The organism is Syntrophaceticus schinkii (genome assembly GCF_000946815.1).
Lineage (GTDB): Bacteria > Bacillota > DSM-12270 > Thermacetogeniales > Thermacetogeniaceae > Syntrophaceticus > Syntrophaceticus schinkii.
The window spans coordinates 1-19,519 of the sequence record NZ_CDRZ01000212.1 but is presented as its reverse complement, the minus strand read 5'-3'; the positions used below and the strand labels follow the sequence as shown (position 1 = coordinate 19,519).

At 46.6% G+C, this 19,519-nt stretch carries 15 protein-coding genes and 2 pseudogenes; 15 read left to right on the top strand and 2 right to left on the bottom strand.

The window, feature by feature from the left end; all coding sequences use genetic code 11:
* Window positions 1–69 precede the first annotated feature (69 nt).
* From SSCH_RS07640 to SSCH_RS07590, 11 genes are all read left to right on the top strand, one after another.
* On the top strand, window positions 70–1,203 hold the full coding sequence (locus tag SSCH_RS07640) for a DUF917 domain-containing protein (RefSeq protein WP_044664941.1): 1,134 nt from the start codon (window positions 70–72) through the stop codon (window positions 1,201–1,203).
* Between the two features lie 136 nt (window positions 1,204–1,339).
* Window positions 1,340–2,041: an aspartate/glutamate racemase family protein gene (locus SSCH_RS07635; RefSeq protein ID WP_044664940.1), complete on the top strand. Its 702-nt coding sequence runs from the start codon at window positions 1,340–1,342 to the stop codon at window positions 2,039–2,041.
* Window positions 2,042–2,053: 12 nt separating this feature from the next.
* Window positions 2,054–2,575, top strand: coding sequence for a nitroreductase family protein (locus SSCH_RS07630; protein WP_044664939.1), 522 nt, complete (start codon window positions 2,054–2,056; stop codon window positions 2,573–2,575).
* Between the two features lie 330 nt (window positions 2,576–2,905).
* Window positions 2,906–3,202, top strand: coding sequence for a DUF6092 family protein (locus SSCH_RS07625; RefSeq protein WP_156972179.1), 297 nt, complete (start codon window positions 2,906–2,908; stop codon window positions 3,200–3,202).
* Between the two features lie 333 nt (window positions 3,203–3,535).
* Window positions 3,536–4,771, top strand: a complete 1,236-nt coding sequence (locus SSCH_RS07620; protein WP_044664950.1) for a serine hydroxymethyltransferase — start codon at window positions 3,536–3,538, stop codon at window positions 4,769–4,771.
* 31 nt (window positions 4,772–4,802) lie between these two features.
* Window positions 4,803–6,056 (top strand): M20 family metallo-hydrolase, encoded by a 1,254-nt coding sequence (locus SSCH_RS07615; RefSeq protein ID WP_198142271.1) that lies wholly within the window; start codon window positions 4,803–4,805, stop codon window positions 6,054–6,056.
* A 236-nt stretch (window positions 6,057–6,292) separates the two neighbouring features.
* Window positions 6,293–7,282, top strand: a complete 990-nt coding sequence (locus tag SSCH_RS07610) for a purine-cytosine permease family protein (RefSeq protein WP_044664937.1) — start codon at window positions 6,293–6,295, stop codon at window positions 7,280–7,282.
* Complete coding sequence (locus SSCH_RS07605; protein WP_044664936.1) at window positions 7,270–7,620, top strand: hypothetical protein; 351 nt, start codon at window positions 7,270–7,272, stop codon at window positions 7,618–7,620. The genes SSCH_RS07610 and SSCH_RS07605 overlap by 13 nt, the downstream gene beginning before the upstream one ends.
* Window positions 7,621–7,861: 241 nt before the next feature.
* Complete coding sequence (locus tag SSCH_RS07600; RefSeq protein ID WP_044664935.1) at window positions 7,862–9,289, top strand: NAD(P)(+) transhydrogenase (Re/Si-specific) subunit beta; 1,428 nt, start codon at window positions 7,862–7,864, stop codon at window positions 9,287–9,289.
* A gap of 48 nt (window positions 9,290–9,337) precedes the next feature.
* Window positions 9,338–10,513, top strand: a complete 1,176-nt coding sequence (locus SSCH_RS07595) for an NAD(P) transhydrogenase subunit alpha (protein ID WP_044664934.1) — start codon at window positions 9,338–9,340, stop codon at window positions 10,511–10,513.
* A 53-nt stretch (window positions 10,514–10,566) separates the two neighbouring features.
* The gene (locus tag SSCH_RS07590; RefSeq protein ID WP_044664933.1) at window positions 10,567–10,842 is read left to right on the top strand and encodes an NAD(P) transhydrogenase subunit alpha part 2; all 276 of its coding nucleotides are present in this window, start codon (window positions 10,567–10,569) and stop codon (window positions 10,840–10,842) included.
* A gap of 83 nt (window positions 10,843–10,925) precedes the next feature.
* Here SSCH_RS07590 and SSCH_RS07585 read toward each other — a convergent pair whose 3' ends face one another.
* Both SSCH_RS07585 and SSCH_RS07580 read right to left on the bottom strand, forming a co-directional pair.
* Window positions 10,926–12,356, bottom strand: a complete 1,431-nt coding sequence (locus tag SSCH_RS07585) for a sigma-54 interaction domain-containing protein (protein WP_044664932.1) — start codon at window positions 12,354–12,356, stop codon at window positions 10,926–10,928.
* Between the two features lie 880 nt (window positions 12,357–13,236).
* Window positions 13,237–13,974, bottom strand: coding sequence for a cobalamin B12-binding domain-containing protein (locus SSCH_RS07580; protein ID WP_332306912.1), 738 nt, complete (start codon window positions 13,972–13,974; stop codon window positions 13,237–13,239).
* A gap of 553 nt (window positions 13,975–14,527) precedes the next feature.
* On the opposite strand from SSCH_RS07580, the pseudogene mtbB reads away from it, so the two are divergent.
* The 4 genes and pseudogenes from mtbB (at window position 14,528) to SSCH_RS07550 (ending at window position 19,513) form a co-directional block, all read left to right on the top strand.
* A pseudogene (gene mtbB, locus SSCH_RS07575) lies at window positions 14,528–15,919 on the top strand ([dimethylamine--corrinoid protein] Co-methyltransferase).
* A gap of 109 nt (window positions 15,920–16,028) precedes the next feature.
* Window positions 16,029–17,450: pseudogene (gene mttB / locus SSCH_RS20165) on the top strand ([trimethylamine--corrinoid protein] Co-methyltransferase).
* Window positions 17,451–17,507: 57 nt separating this feature from the next.
* On the top strand, window positions 17,508–18,149 hold the full coding sequence (locus SSCH_RS07555) for a corrinoid protein (RefSeq protein ID WP_044664928.1): 642 nt from the start codon (window positions 17,508–17,510) through the stop codon (window positions 18,147–18,149).
* A gap of 35 nt (window positions 18,150–18,184) precedes the next feature.
* A complete protein-coding gene (locus SSCH_RS07550) occupies window positions 18,185–19,513 on the top strand; it encodes a trimethylamine methyltransferase family protein (protein ID WP_084711012.1) in 1,329 nt (442 codons plus the stop codon).
* Window positions 19,514–19,519: the final 6 nt, after the last annotated feature.

The window sequence follows — 19,519 nt, the reverse complement described above, 5'->3', positions numbered from 1 at the left end:
ATTAGTCGGGGATGAGTTGTAGTAGGTGTGCAGTTAAATACTAACATATTCAAGGAGGAGAAATCAAAGATGCCAACCGTAACACTGAAGACGAGACAGGATATTGAGGATTTTGTTCGAGGATGTGCTTTTTACGGTACAGGTGGCGGCGGGCTACCGAAGAACGGTATTGAATCCCTGGTCAGCGAAATGGAAAAAGGAACAGAGATCGGGTGGATCGATGTTAATGAAGTGCCTGATGATGCTGTAACCGCTTGCCCGTTTTTGATGGGTTCTATTGCTCCTCATACCCCGGAAGTCTTGAAAGAAATGGAAGGGTTTGGCCTTACCAATCCGGTTAATAAAGAGAAGGAGCGTCTGGGCAAGGCTCTTGTCGAACTTGCAGAGTATACCGGGAAAAAAATCGAATACCTGGTACCCATTGAACTCGGCGGAGCCAATACTCCTGGTGGGGTTGCTGCAGGACTGGCAAATGGAATCAAGCCTATCGACGGAGATTACACCGGCCGTGCTATCCCGGAGATCCCACAGACTACCCCGTACCTTTTTGGAAAGAAACTGTGGCCGATTTCCAGTGTAGATGAGTGGGGTAATGTCTGCATTATAAAAGAGGCCATCAACTACGCCATGTCAGAGAGAATCGGGAAATTGATCAGCGCCGGTGCTTATGGCCTCTCCGGGGACGCCGGTTTTCTGATGACAGGTAAGGACACAAAGGAAGTCATTATTCCGGGAACTCTGACCGAGTGCTACAATGTTGGTAAGTTGATCAGAGAGGCCCGCGAAGCAGGCAAGGACCCGGTTGCTGAGCTGGTATCATCTCTGGGCGGCTGGGTACTTATTAAAGGAACAGTCAGCAAGAAGGAATGGGAAGACAAGCTCGGTTATTACTGGGGAACCCATGAAGTTACCGGTGAAGGTGATTATGCGAATAACACCATCAAGATCTGGTTCAAGAATGAAAACCACATCAGCTGGAAGAATGGAGAAGTGTTTATCACCAGCCCTGACATCATCACAGTTGTGGATGCAGTGACAGGAGAGCCTTATGCTAACCCGGTACTCCAAGAGGGCGATAATGTGGCAGTTATCGGCTTGAAGGCACGGCCAGTTTTCCGCAACGAAAAAGGGATCGGAATTCTTGGCCCGAAAGCTTTTGGGTATGACTACGAGTATGTACCTATTGAAGAACAATTGAAATAGTTTGTATGGATATCTGGGGAGGCATGATCATGCCTCCCCAAAAATACTGCTTTCCTGAAATCTAGTGGTTTTCTTATCTGCGAACAAAGCATAATAAAAACAGCAGTTGTACTGTCAATGGAAGGAGGCAGATGGAATGAAGATTAGAGTAGTGATCCCTAATTCGTCAAGTGAATTTACGGCTACACAGGTTGCTGAGAGGAAGAAGGCTGCTTTTACTGGGACTGAAGTGGATGTTGTCTGTTTGCCCCATGGTCCGGTTTCAATTGAGTACGCATGGGATGAAGCTCTGGCTGCTCCCTACATTTTAGAGGTGGCCAGGAAAACAGAAGAAGAGGGTTATGATGCGGTAACTGTGGATTGTGCCATGGATCCCAGTTTGAGGGCTGTGCGAGAGCAGGTCAGCATCCCGGTGACGAGCGGCGGCGAGTCAAGCTTTCTTGTGGCTATGGCACTGGGCACAAAATTTTCCGTTGTCACTGTGCTGGAGAGCACTGCCAAGGTGATCAGAGAGAATTTGCAAAAGTACGGGTTCACCAGCAGGGTGGCTTCAGTGCGCTTCGCTAATGTGCCGGTTCTTGATTTGGTGGATGAGGAAAAAGCGGCACAAGCCATTTTGGTGGAGGCTAAAAAGGCCATTGCTGATGATGGAGCTGAAGTCATAGTACTGGGTTGTACCGGAATGTCGCCGCTGGCCAGGAAATTACAGCAGGAGTTGGGTGTTCCGGTTGTTGACCCCGCAGCTGCATCTATAAAATTGGCAGAGGCTTTAGCTGCGATGGGCCTGGCACACAGCAAGGCTGCCTATTTGACTCCACCAGATAAGGAAATTCGCTAAAAGGGGCTCGCCATGGAAGTATTTGACTGTATTGTAAAGCGCAGAAGTGTACGCCGTTATGAAAAACAAGAGGTTTCTGATGAACTTCTTTGTAAACTGGTTGACGCTGGGAGATGGGCGCCAAGTGGAAGCAATATTCAGCCTCTGCACTACACTATTGTCAGAACTCCGGAGCAGATCAAAAAAGTTAAGGCCTTTACCCCGGGGATGTCAGCTGAAGTGCCTGCTGTAATAGCTGTTTGTGCCGACCTGGATTTGGCAGCAAGAAAAGGCGGAAAATTGGGATGTGAAACACTGGCTGTCCTTGATGCGGCTATGGCGGCACAAAACATCCTGTTAGCAGCTACCGAGCTTGGTCTGGGAAGTTGTGTCATACGCTCCTTTAATCCGGAGGCGGTACAGACAATTTTGAAGCTGCCGGAAACCATTGTGCCCCAACTGCTGGTATCTATAGGGTATGCGGCACGGACGCCAAAGCCTCCGCGGCGCAAGGAGATAGAGGCAATTACCAGTTGGGAGGCCTACGGGGAATAGAGGTCGGAGGCCGGAGGTCGGAGGTCGGAGAGTAGAGGTCGGAGAGTAGCGGCTGGAAGTTGGAAGTCGGAGGTTGGAGGTCGGGGAGTAGAGGTCGTGAGATGCCGAAGGCCGGAGAGTAGGGGTCGGAGGTCGGAAGTTGTAGCCAAGATTCGGACGCGGGTTCTAATGACATTTAATTCTCATATAGCTGCGGTGTGAGACGCGAGAACCGTTCCCGCGTCCCGCTGTGAGACGAGAGAACCGTCCCCGCGTCCCGCCTGAGACGCGAGTGAGACGCGAGAACCGTCCCCGTGTCTGGTCGTCCCGTGAGAGAAAAAGGTGATAGCTGTGATTGATAAAACAAAATTCTATGAATTGTTCTGCTTCATCCTGACAAGTGCGCGGGGTTGTGTTGATGAGCCCCCCATCTATGGCCCCTTGCGGCTGCTGGATACTTATTCCAGGTTGATAGATGCTCTTGATGAAGGAAGTGTTGACCCCTTTTGGCAGGAGCTGAAAGAGCAAATTGACAGCTACAAAAATGATGCAATGTACGATGCAGAGGGATTTGTCAAAGCCATCGATCAAACCCTGGCAGCTGTCGCGCAGCATATTCAAGAAAAAGGCATAGAGGGTGAAGCTTAGTTTAATCAATTGATAAAAAGAGTCCCAGGATGGCACCTATCCAAGATTATTCGATTATTTTGCGTTACCGGTTATGAAAATGTTTGAGGCAAATGCACCATGTTTTTTGCACCGATCAGTCAGTAAATACTGCAATTATTAATATAACAGGGTAGAGTTTAGCAATCGTTCTCTTCTTCACGGCTTTTGAGCTGACATTCGAAAGGGTGTTTCCTGGGCTCTTTTTAGAAATTTTGCCTTCTAGATAATATGGTGACGGTGGTCAAGCCCGGCCCACGTAGTGCTGTATGTAAATAACAGAGACAGTGATAAAGGAAGGTGCAGTATACATTGCTGAATTGCTTTGATGAGTTGGCCAAATTTGATGAAGATATTACAGTCAGCATTAATAGGGAGTTAAATAGGCAGAGAACAAAAATTGAACTGATTGCCTCTGAGAATTTTGTGAGCAAAGCTGTTTTAGGTGCTCTGGGAACAGTATTAACCAATAAGTATGCTGAAGGATACCCTGGCGACCGCTATTACGGCGGCTGTGAATTTGTTGATGAGGTGGAGGATCTGGCGCGCCGGAGAGCACAAAAGCTTTTTGGGGCGGAGCATGTCAATGTCCAACCCCATTCCGGTTCACAGGCCAATCAAGCAGTTTATTTTGCCACTCTTAATTCAGGAGATCTGGTGTTGGGAATGGATCTTTCCCATGGCGGTCACTTGACCCATGGGAGTTCTGTGAATCAATCAGGGAAATACTACAACTTTGTTCATTACGGTGTTAGCCGGGAAACTGGGACCATCGATTATGAAGAAGTTCGGGATCTGGCTCTTAAACACATGCCAAAAATGATCGTAGCCGGTGCCAGTGCTTATCCCAGGATTATTGATTTTGAGGCATTTAGAGAAATTGCTGATCAAGTAGGAGCTTTGTTGATGGTAGATATGGCACACATCGCCGGTTTGGTTGCTGCCGGACTGCATCCGTCACCTGTACCCCATGCTGATTTTGTGACAACTACCACACATAAGACCCTGCGAGGACCCCGTGGCGGGATGATCCTGTGCCGTCAAAAATACGCCAGGGCTGTTGACAATGCGATCTTTCCAGGTATTCAGGGAGGCCCTTTGATGCATGTTATTGCAGCAAAAGCGGTGGCATTGAAAGAGGCCCTTGAGCCGGATTTTATCGAGTATCAAAAGAATGTAGTGGCCAATGCCAAAGCACTGGCTCAGGGTTTGATAGAGCACGGCTTCAATCTATGCACCAACGGCACAGACAATCATCTGCTGCTTGTAGACCTGCGTAATAAAAAAGTCACAGGCAAAGAGGCGAACTCCCTGTTAGATGAAATCGGTATCACAGTAAATAAGAACGCCATTCCTTTCGATGCGGAGAGCCCTATGGTAACAAGTGGTATTCGCCTTGGCACACCCGCTGTCACCAGCCGCGGGTTCAATCAAGAAGCTATGCGGGAGATAGCGGAGATCATAGATTCCACCTTAACCGGTACCAAAGAGAAAGGCCAGATACAGCAGCAGGTAAGGGATCTCTGTAATAGATTTCCACTTTACAGCTGAGAATTTGTACTGCATTCTATCCCAGGACCAATTGAAAACTATCCTAGAAAACGGAGTGGGTGTTGTGAACATTAGAGAAGATATCGCTGGGGTTGTGGAATCCCTAAGGCCTGAGATGGTAAAATTCCTCGTTGATCTATGCTCTATTCCTGCTGTTAATCCATCTTTCGGCGGGGAAGGAGAGTACCGGAGGGCCACATGGCTGGCCAATTTTTTGGAAGAGCATGATTTGCCGGTTCAGATCATGGAAGTGGATGATCAATCTGTACCGGAGGGCAAGCGCCTTAACCTGGTGAGCCGTTTGCGCGGCAGCGGTGAGCAAGGAACACTCTGGATTGCGGCGCACATGGATACAGTTGCCGCAGGGGATATGAATACATGGGAGACGGACCCCTTTTCACCGGTTGTCCGGGACGGCCGGATCTACGGCCGCGGTGTGGAGGATAACGGGCAGGCGATCGCCTGTATGGTCTACAGCCTGATAACGTTAAAACGGTTGGGGCTGCAGCCGAAGAAGGATCTGGGCTTGCTTTTTGTCAGTGATGAAGAGGCAGGAAGTACCTATGGCCTCAAGTTTCTGGCAGAAGAGGGTTTATTTAAACCTGAAGATGAGGCACTGGTACCTGATGCCGGGTGTGCTGATGGAAGCTTTATCGAGGTGGCCGAAAAGTCCATTCTGTGGTGCAGATTTACTGTAGTCGGTAAAGAGACACACGCTTCGCGGCCTCACTGCGGTATCAATGCAGGATGGGTAGGCTCACTCTTTGCAGTGGAGCTTATTGAAACAATGCGCCGGAAATACAGGGACCGGGACGATCTTTTTGATCCTCCCTTCTCCACCTTTGAATTGACTCAAAAATTCGCCAATGTCAGCAGCCCCAATGTGGTACCGGGAAAGGATGTTTTTACTGTTGATTTCCGGATATTGCCTTCATGGAAACTTGATGCAGTAGTGAGCGATATCGATCAATTGGTGACGAAATATGAGTATGAGCACCAAGTGGAGATCAACTATGATTTTCCACAGCGGGTTGATGCACCTCTTCCCACCTCACCTGAGTCTGCGGTGGTTAAAAATTTGAGTGATTCCTTAAAGCAGCGAGGGTTATCACCCAAAATAGGGGGAATCGGTGGGGGGACCTGTGCCGCCATCTTAAGAGAGATGGGAATTCCTGCAGTGGTCTGGTCAACCCTTGATGAACTGGCACACCAGCCTAATGAATACGCCATAATCGACAACCTGGTAGAAGATACGAAAACTTTTATCGCTTTGTCTTTAGCCTAATTGTGCACCAGCCCAATAAAGCAGGTTGTTTTTCAGTTTGCAAAACAGAGGATTGAGGCATCTATTTTTCTAAATCATTTAGCAAAACTTTTGCAAGTTAATGCCGTATAGTTGCCGCAGGTGCTGGTGTTTAAAATATGAATGGAGAGGAGGCAGACGCAGTAAAGCAGGCTTAGCTGGATACGTGAATTTATATCCTTATCGTATTTAACCAGAGACAAGGAGGGGTATGCAGTATGACTGATGAAACAAATCGGGAAGAAGAAGAACTGCGAGACGAGGAAGACGTTTATACTCCCATTTCAGAGAAGGAAAAAATACCCTGGCCATCGATGATGATGACCTTTATCGGCATGTGGGTCTCTCTTTATTCAGTAGCGATCGGCTACAGCATCGGAATGCAGTTATCTGTTAAATTGGCGATACTATCCTGTATTGTAGGCTATGGCATTGCCGGGATTATCGCCGGTTTCGTAGGGGAAATCGGCAGAAGAACAGGACTGGCAAGCTATGTTTTAGCACAAGGCCCCCTGGGCTGGATTGGCATGATGCTGCTTACCTTGATGATGTTTACAGTGCTCAGCTTTGGCTCCATCGGGCTGCAGGCAGATGCCATCGGCAGGGCTGCATGTGAATTGTTTGCCAACCTTACACCGTACAGGCTTGTCGTCTCAGGGCTGATCTGTGCAGTGATGATGACCTCGGGGATCATAGGTATCAAATTAATGACGAAAGTCAGCTGGGTTACAATGCCCTTCTTTTTCGTCGTTACTGTGATCGCTACCATCATTGCAGTGAATCAATTCGGTGGGTTTGGGGCAGCACTCGCTATTGAAAACCACCAGATGACATTTTCCAGGGCGGTTTTCTTGAATGCCGGAGCCTGGGGCGGATTTGTCATGCTGATGGCTGATGTCAGCAGGTTCTTGAAGACCAAGAAAGAGACATTTACCGTTATCCCCATTGCTTTTGTTTTCGGTTCGATTCCACCTATCTGTGGTGTGCTGCTGGGCGCTACAGTACAGCAGCCTCTCGAAGCACTCTTCCCAGCACTGGGAATCGGTGCGCTGGGTTTTCTTGCTATCTTCGGTGCCGGTTGGACCACCAACGACAACAATGCCTACTCCGCGGGTTTAGCCCTGTCAACTGCTTTGTACCAAATTAAAAAGGTGAGGCGTTCCAGAGTAACCTTGTTAGTGGGAGCTTGGGAATCATGGGAGCGATGACAGGTATTGGGCAACTCGGATTCTTTGAATGGATAGCGGGTTTCCATGGTTCATTTAATATGAGTTTTGTCGGAGTTCTGATCGCTCATTACTATGTTATATCCAAGGACAGATATGTGCAGGCTAATGGACTCGCAGGAGTGGTATCCTGGCTTCTCGTAGGTGTCCTTTGCTTCTTTGAAATACTTCCTGTGCCCTTTATTAGTGCAACTATTGTTTCCTTTATCCTGTACTTAATTCTCTTCAATTATGTTGAAAAGCCGCTCTTTGGCCAAAAAGAGGTTGAGCGTTATGTGCCTTATAGGTTAGCACGTGTAGCAGCCGAAGAAACCAAATAAAAGCGTTTGCTGACTCTGACTTGTGGTTTTGTATGGAAAAAAGAATAAAAAAGCGCAGTTGTGGGTAACCTGGGTTACCCACAACTGCTCAATAGAAGTATTTGTAACCCTGCGATTAATTTAATCTGATAGGTGCTGAGCCTGTCAAGATGTGTGCTAACATCTCTGTGGGACATCTATGGGACTGATCTCCAGAATTGACGTCCCGGAAGTGGAAATATGGAATAACAGGTGAGACAGAATGCAAACCAGTGTATATCAAATTCTTTGTCTTGTTCTAGCTGTTTTAATTCTTTACGGAATTAAGCTGATGAGTTCTCCCCAAACTGCCCCTCGCGGCAATCAACTGGGTGCTTTGGGTATGTTCAGCGCGATTTTACTGGTTCTTTTCTATAACGGGATCCTCGATCAGACACTGTTATGGGCGGCCATTTTATTGGGTGGTATTATCGGTTATTTCTTAGCTGTAAGGGTGACCATGATTCAAATGCCTCAAATGGTGGCACTGCTCAACGGGCTGGGAGGAGGGGCCTCTGCATTAGTTGCGCTTGTTGTTATCTTTGAAACGTTTACACAAATGGGATTATTCAGCCGCTTTACAGGCCAGCTGGCACTGGTAGTGGGAGGGGTTACCTTGAGCGGCAGTTTAATAGCTGCTGCCAAACTTGACCGGCGCATCTCTCAGCAGCCGGTTATCCTGAAGGGTCATTCTCTACTTAATGCTGCAGCACTTGCTGTTTTAGCCTGTTTAGTGGCCGTTGGTACTATTATATACTCCCCGTCTCTGGCTGCTTATAATGCTGTAGCTGTAACCTTGATTTCCCTGGCTTTTGGAGTATTTTTTGCCATCAGGGTAGGGGGTGCAGACATGCCGATCACCATCTCTCTGCTCAACTCCTGTTCTGGTTTGGCCGGTTCGATCTGTGGGTTGACCATCGCTGATCCCCTGCTTGTTTCTATCGGGGCGATCGTAGGGGCATCCGGTATTATACTTACAGGGATCATGTGCAGGAATATGAATCGCCCCCTGCTGGAGGTATTAAATGGCAGCGCGGTCTTAATAATAAATTGCGATGATGAGTTATGTGCAGAGAGTCCTCAGGAGGAAAAACAACTTGGGAAGCATATGCAAGCGGAAAGTTTGTGTGAGGAACAGCGATCGCAGAGTGCAGTGGATATTTTAAAACAAGCGAAAAAGGTAATTATTGTCCCGGGTTATGGCATGGCTTTAGCGCAGGCACAATGGCAGGTAAGAAATTTATTGGATGTTCTTGAGGCTCAGGGAAAAAGTGTCCAGTTTGCTATACACCCTGTAGCCGGCAGGATGCCCGGACATATGAATGTGCTCTTGGCTGAAGTAGATATCCCCTATGACCAGCTGCAGGAAATGGATGATGTCAATCCTGAGTTTAAAGACACCGATGTTGCTGTTGTGATCGGGGCCTGTGATGTCGTCAACCCTGCTGCTATTACAGCGGAAGGGACCCCAATTTACGGGATGCCCATTCTCAGGGTTGATGAAGCCAGACAGGTTGTTGTCTGCAATATAGATACCAAGCCCGGATATTCCGGTGTGGAAAACCCTTTATATAATCAGTCAAGTGTGCATCTGCTGCTGGGAAATGCCGCCGAAACCCTGGAGCAGTTGATCGATGGGCTGAAGAGCTGATGTGGGATAACTGGTACTTATACAATTATAAAAGGAGATGGATGTCCAATGCAGTTCAAGGGTCTGACATTTGGGGTACCGAAGGAAATCATGTGCGGGGAGCGCAGGGTCTCTGCTATTCCTGATACAGTGAAGAAATTGGTAAACAGCGGGGCCAGGGTACTGGTGGAAAAAGGTGCCGGCCTGGGCGCTTATTTCAGTGATCAGGATTATGAAGGTGCAGGGGCTGAACTGATCTCTGATGCTGAAGAGGTATATGCAAACGCCGATCTTATCCTGAAGGTCAAAGAACCCCTGTTTAACCCTGAAAAGAATAAACACGAAGTGGAAATGATGCACAAAGGGCAGACACTGGTTACCTTTATCCATCCCGCTGCTCCGTCTAACCACCGGATGGTTAAAGACTTAGCAGCAAAAGGGGTTATCAGTTTGACTTTAGACGGGATTCCCAGGATCTCCAGAGCGCAGTCTATGGATGCCCTGACCTCGATGAGCACTGTTGCCGGATATAAGGGGGTATTGATGGCTGCGGATCGTTTAGGGAAATTCATACCGATGATCGGTACTGCTGTAGGGATGATTAAACCAGCAGCAGTTTTAGTTGTCGGAGCCGGTGTTGCCGGGCTGCAGGCCATTGCTACAGCAAAAAGATTGGGTGCTGCGGTTCATACAGCTGATATTCGGCCCGATGCCGCCGAACAGGCAAAAAGTTTAGGAGCCAAAATAGTGGAAACCGGTGTGCCTGCTGAGATAGCTGTAGGGGAGGGCGGTTATGCCAAAAGCCTTCCAGATGAGTGGTTGCAGAAAGAGCGAGAGGCACTCTGTGAGACAGTGAGCAAAGCAGATATCATTATTCTGACTGCCCTTATTCCCGGGAAGTTGGCACCGATTTTGGTTACAGAGGAAATGGTAAAGTCCATGAGCCCCGGTTCAGCTATTGTGGATATAGCCATTGATCAGGGGGGCAATTGCGCACTGACCGTGGGAGGAGAGGTTAAGGAGTATGATGGCGTCAGCATCGATGGCACAAAAAACATACCTGGTATGGTTCCTGTCAGTTCCACCTGGATGTTTGCCCACAACATCTACAACTTTGTAGTTAACTTGATCAAGGATGGGCGAGTGTATCTCAATACAGAAGATGAAATCATCGCCTCATCTCTTGTAACCAGAGACGGTAAAATAGTACATAACGGTGCCCTGGAAGCGATGGGGATGTCTTAAAGACGGGGCAGGCTTGCTTTATTGCTTTATTGTGCTTAAAGGAGTGATCTGTGGTGAGTCCACTGGTGTTGGTAGTTATCTTTATCATTGCCACCTGGGCAGGTTACAAAGTAATTAATGAAGTTCCAACACTGCTTCATACACCCTTGATGTCAGGCATGAATGCCCTGTCAGGAGTGACCATCCTCGGCTCATTGGTGGCTACAGCTTTTGCAGTGACCAGCGGGTCAAAGCTTTTAGGCTTTCTTGCGGTGGTATTAGCAACCATCAATCTATGCGGTGGTTTTCTAGTTACCGATAGAATGCTGAAGATGTTTAAAACTAAATAGAGATGATGGGAGCAGGTTTAGGGGGATATATAGGGGGCGGCTGTTTTAATGCCCGCCCCTTTTGTGATTATTGGAAAGGTGTTTTATTCGCACTCGTAGCATTGGAACTTGCGCATTAATCTATAAGCCTTGCTTTGGCTGATGTCCAGGACTTCAGCGACCTTGTAGGAGCTTTTAAGTCTATTATACGCTGTTATAACCAGGTGTTTTTCAACCTTTTCTAGAGCATGGTCGAGTGGCATGAGCTTGGTGACGGAAATTGCGTCATCATCTCCTTTTCCTGAAACGGCGTTCAACAGGGGAGAAAGGTCCTGGGGTTTGATAACATTTTTAGGGACGGTTATGATCAATCTTTCAACGATGTGGGATAACTCCCGAACATTGCCTGGCCAGGAGTAGGCGAGCATCAAGTCTTGGGCATCAGGCGAAAGACGTTTGTGGGTGTTATATTTTTTATTGTGCATGTTAAGGAAATGGTCTGCCAGGAAAATAATATCTTCTGGCCGCTCACGAAGTGGGGGAATCAGAATTTCGATGACGTTAAGCCTATAATAAAGGTCCTCTCTAAATAATCCATTTTTAACACATGTCTTGAGGTCGCGGTTTGTTGCTGTAAGAATTCTGATATCAATTTTCTTAGGTGTTTTTCCCCCAATATTAAAAAACTGGCGCTCCTCTATTACTTGGAGCAGTTTGGCTTGCAGCCGGGGGCTTATTTCCGCGATTTCATCGAGGAAAAGTGTGCCCCCATCCGCCAGTTCGATGAGCCCTGTTTTTCCGGTTTTATTAGCACCTGTGAAAGCTCCGGGGGAGTAACCGAACAACTCGGACTCAAAAAGCTGGTCAGGGATGGCAGCGCAGTTCAAGGTGATAAAGGGACCGTCAGTTCTTGGGCTGAGCTTGTGGATAAACTTGGCGAGGAGAGTTTTTCCTACACCTGTTTCCCCGAGAATTAAAACCGTTGAGTCCGTGACAGCTACCCGCTGAGATATCTTGACAATATCTTCCATCTCTTTGCTGTGAATGATGAACCCACTTAAATCAAGATCTTTCTTGCGGAGTTCTTCCAGTTGTGATTTATATTTTATGGCTAAATCGGATGCCTTATCCAGTTTATTCTTAAGCAACTCCAACTCTGTAATGTCACGGGCATTCATTACAACCATGGTGATATTCCCCTGTCCATTAAGGACAGGAGTAGTCGTTACTAAAAGTTTTATGCCCATTGAAGTCTCCTGAATTAAGTTTATTCTCTTTTTTTCCTTTAAAATTTGGGGAGTAATGGATGGAAACCAAAGTCCTGTAGATGCCAACTCTTGGCATGTTTTCCCTATCATTTCGGAAGCTTTTACGCCGTAATGCCTCTCGCAGACTTTATTTACATAAACGACTACTCCTTCACTATCTATTACAAATATCTCATCAAAAGACATATCAAGTACTTTTTCGAAACTTTCTTTGTCCAAGCCTACCTTTCTCACCTCCACGGAACCTGTTTCTGGTATCTTATTCATGAGTAAAGATGGTTGGTAAACGAACGTATCGATCCCTCCTTGTATGATCAAGTAGTCATTCGGAAACTCATAAACTAGTCTGCACGCTGCTTTGTGATTTGGAAGTTTTTCATTGGTATAATTGTTTCTCCTCCGGCAGGGACAGATTTGATAAAATAGAAAATCTAGGCGTTAATTATGATGTTTTGTAAAACGTTCCGGAAAATAGAAGGTAACTTATAGGTAGATAAAATGGTCGAAATGTTCAGGTTAGATGTCTGCAACTATTTTACGTTAGTTTTTACGAGGTTTTTTGAATTGTGGTTTTCTGATTAGTATATATTCTAAAAAAAATCTAACTTACATATTAAATTTTGGTGGGAAGTCCAGGAAGTTATCGTCTACAGAGATATAAAGTCAATGTGTTCTTTCTGATAGACTCCCCTAAATCTGGTTCGATAGATTAATGGTGGGTATTTATAGGAATGAATCAAGCACCATGATTCATTTTTTATTTAATTTCGACACAATTCGCGAAAACCCTTTTATGAGATAGAAAGAATTTTTTTGTAAATGCTCCTATTGCACTGAGCAATTCCTCCTATCCAAAGGGATGCAAAAAAAATGAGTCGAGGAACTATTCTATTCTATGGTTAATATCGCAACAATTGCTGACTGTGATCTGTTATTATTTAGACAGAAAGAGCTAATCTGTTAAGTTCCCCGACTTAAGTAGGTACCCCCTGAAAAAGTTGTTCCCTCAGCATGCGTATCTGCGATTGTTAAAAACAAGTTTCCTAATAAGGCTTTCACTGGATTAGCAGCTTGAAATTGTTCATAAATGAAGGTTTGAATTAAGGGTTTTTTCAAGGGACACTAAATATATATTTTTAATGTATATTTATTTATTAAGCAGGTTTATACAGAGGTCTCGAGCTGATATTGCATCATCACCGTAACCATCTGCTCCAATTTGCTCAGCGAACTCACGGGATACCGGGGCACCACCAACGATGATTTTTATCTTATTCCGTAAACCCATTTCTGCAATGGTATCGATAGTTTCTTTCATGGCAGGCATTGTTGTAGTTAAAAGAGCGGACATTCCAACAATTTTTGGGTTATGTTTATTAATGGCATCGATGAATTTTTCCGATGAGATGTCAACACCAAGATCGACCACCTCAAATCCCGCACTGCGGAGGATCATGCAGACCAAATTCTTTCCGATGTCATGCAAGTCCCCTTTCACAGTCCCTATGACAATGACCCCGGCGGATTGTATCTCCCCACTTTTGACCAAGGGTCTTATCGCGTCAACCCCTGCATTCATGGCACTGGCGGACATCATGACTTCTGGTACGAACATTTCTCCTTCTTTAAACCTTGTTCCTACAATATTCATTCCGGCGATTAGACCGTCGTCGATGATTGCCAGTGGGTCTTCACCAGCGGCTACCAGGGTTTCTGCCAGATTTTTAACCCTTTCTACATTCCCCTCGAACACTGCTTTTTGAATTTCGTCAAATTTGCCCATTACTCTTATAAAACCTCCTTTAATAGTATTGGACTGTTCCATCGATAGGGTTGTTCGTTTTATTAATTGTGCAATTTCCATGCCAGCAAAATGCGCATTCATCAGATGCCTGTAATTCACTATTTCCGCCAAAACTAGTTGATGTTTTTCGCAGGCAGGGAAAACATTTGAATCATTGATGAAACAAACAAGTCAAAAATAAAGAAATGTTCTCGATAATAAATCAGTGACAATGACTTATTAATGGCATTGTATGGGAAATAAAGTATTTCATCGATTCACGTTGACGCTACATCAAATTTATCCAAAAAATATTACGGCCCTGCCGAACTTAACTTATTTCAGGCACCTGCGACTTAATCTTGTCTAGCAATAGAAATGCTTGCAGAATCCATGATTGTTATTAACAGTGCAGGTGGCGCCTGTTATCCTTTACTGGCATTAAACTTGCATATCTATGATAAACAGATTATTGGCAATTGCCTGGGATGCTGTTTGGTAAAGCGTATTTGGAAATATACATAAAAGTAACTGCCGGAAAGGAGGCAGTCAGAAAAACGCTAATCTAAAAGTCCCCTTTCCACGATAGTAGGGAAGGTGCCCCCCCCTTGTGAAAAAGAGACAAGAACCACTAAGTTAAGGAGGGAAGGAAGAAATGGCAAGGGTTTTTACCAGAATGGGTGACGGGTCCGCCTCATGGCTAAGTGAGGCTGAGATCTGTCAGGATCTTGAGGAAGGAATGTTAGATGCAGCAGACAGAGGTCGAATACCGGAGCTTACTGATGATGAAATGGAGAGGCTCTATCAAATAATCAGCAATCCCCAGAAGACAGTGAGTATTGAGCGCGGGAATGAGGTTGTAGCGACATTTGACGCTGGCACTCTGAAACTTCCGGTCCGCGCCGGGATTCCAGTGGGCAGAATGACCACAGTGTTGATGCATGAGCGGGTTCTGTGTTCAGACACCATGGAAATTGGCAATACTGATTACAGCTACAAACAGCTCAAAAATATTGTTCATGAAGAAGCTACATCTATGGAACTAACTCAGCTCAACTGTATGATACCGGTTTTTTATGGGGCGATGCCTAACCTGGGGTTGTATACCAGGCCTGATGGCCCCATCGACAACTGGTCCGAATTGCTTCCTATGGGCAAGATCAGTGAAGCCAGAGCAGCCCAGGAAGAGGCTGTAGAGATGGCGACTAAGGACATGGTCTACGTTGCCAGTCTTCTCTATGAGGCAGGGGCAGACGGGATCAACTTTGATACCGTTGGGGCCTCAGGTGACGGGGACTTCTTGGCTACACTTAAAGCAATTGAAATTTTGAAAGAAAAATACCCGGATATGGCCATTGAAGTTGGGATGTCCGGTGAGTTTGTGCTGGGAATGCATGGGCAGTTGGAGTTTGATGGCATAAGGCTTGCCGGCCTTTATCCGCAAGACCAGGCAAGGGTTGTGGAAAAAGCAGGAGGTACCATCTTTGGGGCGGTGATCAATACCAATAGCAGGAAGACACTCCCCTGGAACCTTGCCCGTGCTGTTACCTTTTCTAAGGCATGCTCGGATGCATCAAATATACCGGTTCATGTGAATGCCGGTATGGGCGTAGGGGCAATCCCTCTGAGCAACACTTCACCAACTGATGCCACATCTAGAGTATCCAAGTCCCTTGTAGAAATAGGAAAGGCTGACGGGTTGTAGATTGGTCACGGCGATGCCTACGGAATGGCTGTTGCGCACGAAGTAGCTGCGGGCATGGGTGGAATTCGTACTACCGGAGATCTGGTGGCTCGTGTCCAAATGTCCAAGGCCATGAAAATCAAAGAAGCAAAGGAATATGTGGCAGGGAAACTGGGGGTCTCTGTGTTTGACCTTTCCGATTCCCATCTGATGAAAGAGCTTCGGGAACAATTGGATATCGGTCATGTGCAGGCGCGGGACCGAGCGTCCTACGGGATTGAAGCCAAGTTCAATATTGCTAGATTGCTAGATATCAAAATCAATTCGGTCGAAAACTTCAAGCGCAAAGTAAAAATGATTTAAAGGAGGGGAACTGTTGAGTATTGAGCTAGTTCAAAAATAAAGGGGGAGGAGAGCGTTGATAAGGAGTTTGCAAGCGGGAATTAACCGGATTGATGGTTTTGGACTCAAAATGTTTACCGAAGACGAATTTTATGCAATCCACTGCGCTACTTTAGAGGTTATGAGGGATACAGGGCTTTACGTCGGCAGTAAAGAGGCGCGGGATATTTTGGCCGGAGTTGGTGCAGAGGTGGATGAGGAGAATGAAAATGTTAAATTTCCTCCCTATGTAGTAGAGGATGCTATTCTATCAGCGCCGAGCACGATTCTCTTGGCTGGCAGAAATCCGAAACATGACTATGTTGCAGACAGCAAGCGTGTTGCTTTTATGAACTTTGGCGAGGGGCTGCGGATTATCGACCCCTATTCTAAGGAGTACCGCCCAACTACCAAGGATGATGTGGCAAAAGCCGCTCTGATGTGCGATGCCATGGATCAAATTCTGCTGCACAACCGCGCGGTGGGCGCGGACGAGATGCCAGGCCCTGTGCAGCCGCTTCATAATGCCGAGGCTATTTTTCCTAACATTTCTAAACACTGCTTCATAGGTGCAATGAATGTCCAGAACTTTCGCAAGATGATAGATATGGCGGCAGCGGTTGTCGGGGGTAGAGATAGGCTTCGGGAAAGGCCATTTTATAGTACAATTGTTTGTCCTACAAGTCCGTTAAAACTTGTCCCAGAATGTTGTGATATTCTCATCGAGGCTGCTCGGCAGGGTATAACGGTGTGTATTCTTTCTATGGCGATGGCGGGTGCTACATCTCCTGTAACACTGGCGGGCACCCTCGTAACTCATAATGCAGAGGTTCTTGGCGGGATTGTTTTGAGCCAGGCGACCCGCAAAGGTGCACCGATTATCTACGGCAGTTCCACTACTATAATGGATTTGAAGACTGCTACAGCACCGGTAGGCTCCCCGGAACTGGCCATGATCAATGCGGCTGTTGCAGGACTGGCACAGTATTATTTGCTTCCCAGTTGGGTTGCCGGTGGATAGGCTGACAGCAAGCTTCCTGATGCCCAGGCTGCTCATGAAAAGACCATCACTGCCCTGTTGACTGCGCTAGGTGGCGCAAACATGATTTACGGGTCAGGGATGCTCGAACTGGGTGTCACCTTCGATTATGCACAACTCTTGATCGACAATGAGATCGCCCGGATGGTCAACAAAGTAGTTGAGGGTATACCGGTTACAGACGAAACCTTGGCTGTGGATGTGATCAAGGAGGTAGGATCCTCCGGAGAGTTCATAACCAAGGAACATACCTACAAGTACTTTAGGGAGCAGTCCCAGAGCAAGATGATCGACCGTCGGATGCGTGAGGCATGGCTCGATAAGGGAGGAAAAGACCTCACAACCAGAGCTTACGAAGAAGCAATTCACATCTTAGAGACACATAAACCCGATCCTCTACCTGAAGGCGTTCAGAAAAAGCTCAGGGAAATCGTCGAAGAGGCCGAAGAGGAGTACGGTTTAAAAAGGAAATAGATTGGGGCTCCGATAACCAGATCCCAATGTAAAAAAATAAAACCTAGGAGGTGCCTTATGGATCAGGAAAACATTTTGAGCAAATTGTCGGAAGCGGTATTTGAAGGTGAGGAAGAACTTGTACCCGAGTTGACTAATAAGGCTGTTGATGCTGGAATCGAGCCATTAAGGATTATCAATGAAGGACTGACCAGGGGTATTGAAGTGGTAGGTGAGCGTTTCGAATCAGGAGAATACTTCCTGCCGGATCTCTTACTGGGAGCGAAGGCAATGGAAGCAGGGATTGCTATTGTCGAACCCATGTTAGAGGGAACGAACAGGGAGTTTGTAGGCAGAGTTCTTATGGGGACAGTACATGGTGATCTACACTCAATTGGGAAAAACATTGTGATCATGATGCTGAAGTCCGCGGGGTTTGAGGTGTTTGATCTAGGAGTCGATGTTCCCACAAGCGCGTTTATTGAAAAGATTAGAAAATTAAACCCCGATATTGTAGGCATTTCTGCCCTGCTTACAACAACCGTCGGTTGCCAGAAAGAAATTATTGAGTCATTGAAGGAAGAGGGACTTCGTGATTCTGTCAAGATTATGATCGGTGGTGCACCAATTAACCAGAATTGGGCTGATCAGATTGGTGCCGACGGTTATGCCGAGGACGCTTCTAGTGCTGCTAAGCTCGCCAAGCGGTTGATGGGATAGTCGCTTCAAGAAAAACAAAAAGGGGAAGGGACAGCATGAATTTTGAAATAATATCAGAAACCGATCTAATGAGGGTTCATGAGGCTACTGTGGATGTTTTGAAAAACATTGGCATTAGCACCACATCTGATAAGTTTAAGAGCCTTTTGCTAGATAATGGTTGTAAGGAAAAGAAAGGACGTATTACTTTTACCCAAGATGTTATTGATAAAGCCATAAAGCGTGTTCCAGGGCCATGGGAAATAACCAGCAGAACAGGTGAACATGTTCTAGAGTTGGGTAGGAACAGGGCTTACGGGCAGGTTTGTATCGGCCTGCCGTCCATAATTGATCTCGATACTGGGGAGAGACGCGATGCTCTCCTAAAAGACCTGGCAGATTTTACACGTTTAGCTGACGCTCTTGAGTTTATGAATGTTGTTTCTCCTCTTTACCCGCGGGATGTTCCCCAGAAAGCAATTGTTACCATTGAAGCTGTGACATTGCTGCGCAATACCACGAAGCCTATTCGGCTGTGTTTGGAGTCCTATGACGAATGGCCATATATTTATGATGCCCTGTTAGCTGTTGCGGGTAGTGAGGAAGCCCTAAGGGAGAAAGGGCTGGGCTACTACGAGGTTTCACCCATGAGCCCGCTTGACTTCGGTACGGGGCCCGCTGAGGCTATGATGGGTGTTGTAGAGGCTGGCTTACCGGTAGGGTTTGACCCTGCACCTATTATGGGTGCCACATCTCCGGTCACTATTCTTGGTAATGTTGTTCAACATAATGCCGAGCTTCTGGCGGGTGTTATTTCTACCCAACTAATGAAGCCTGGTTGTCGGGTAATCATGTCGCCCCGGTCTGGAGGTGCTATGGATATGAGATCCGGGGTTGCGCTTTGGGCAATGCCGGAAATGGGAATTGGTGGAGCCCTATCGATACAACTGGCAAAACACTATGGTATTGCCCGGGGTGCGGGCTGCTATACTGGTGCTTCCAAGGCTCCTGATGCCCAGAGCGGCTTTGAACACATTTACAATGCCCTCCTTCCCGCTTTGATCGGTATCGATTTTTGCGGCACTGCGGGTATTGTGGACAATGCTTTGGTGGCTAGCTATGAAAATCTAGTTATAGACAACGAACTTTCATCGATTATTCAACATACAGTTAGGGGGCTGGATGTTGATGAGGACAAGATGGCTGTACATGTCATTGAAGAAGTGATCGAAAAAGAGATTAACTTCCTCGAACATAAACACACTAGAAAGCATCTACGCGCTGGCGAACTCTGGAAACCGATTATCTCTCAGCGTCAAACCTTTGAGGAAGTGGGAAAGCAAAGGGATTGCCAGGAAGATTCGAAAGTTGCATTGTCCCAGTAGATCGGG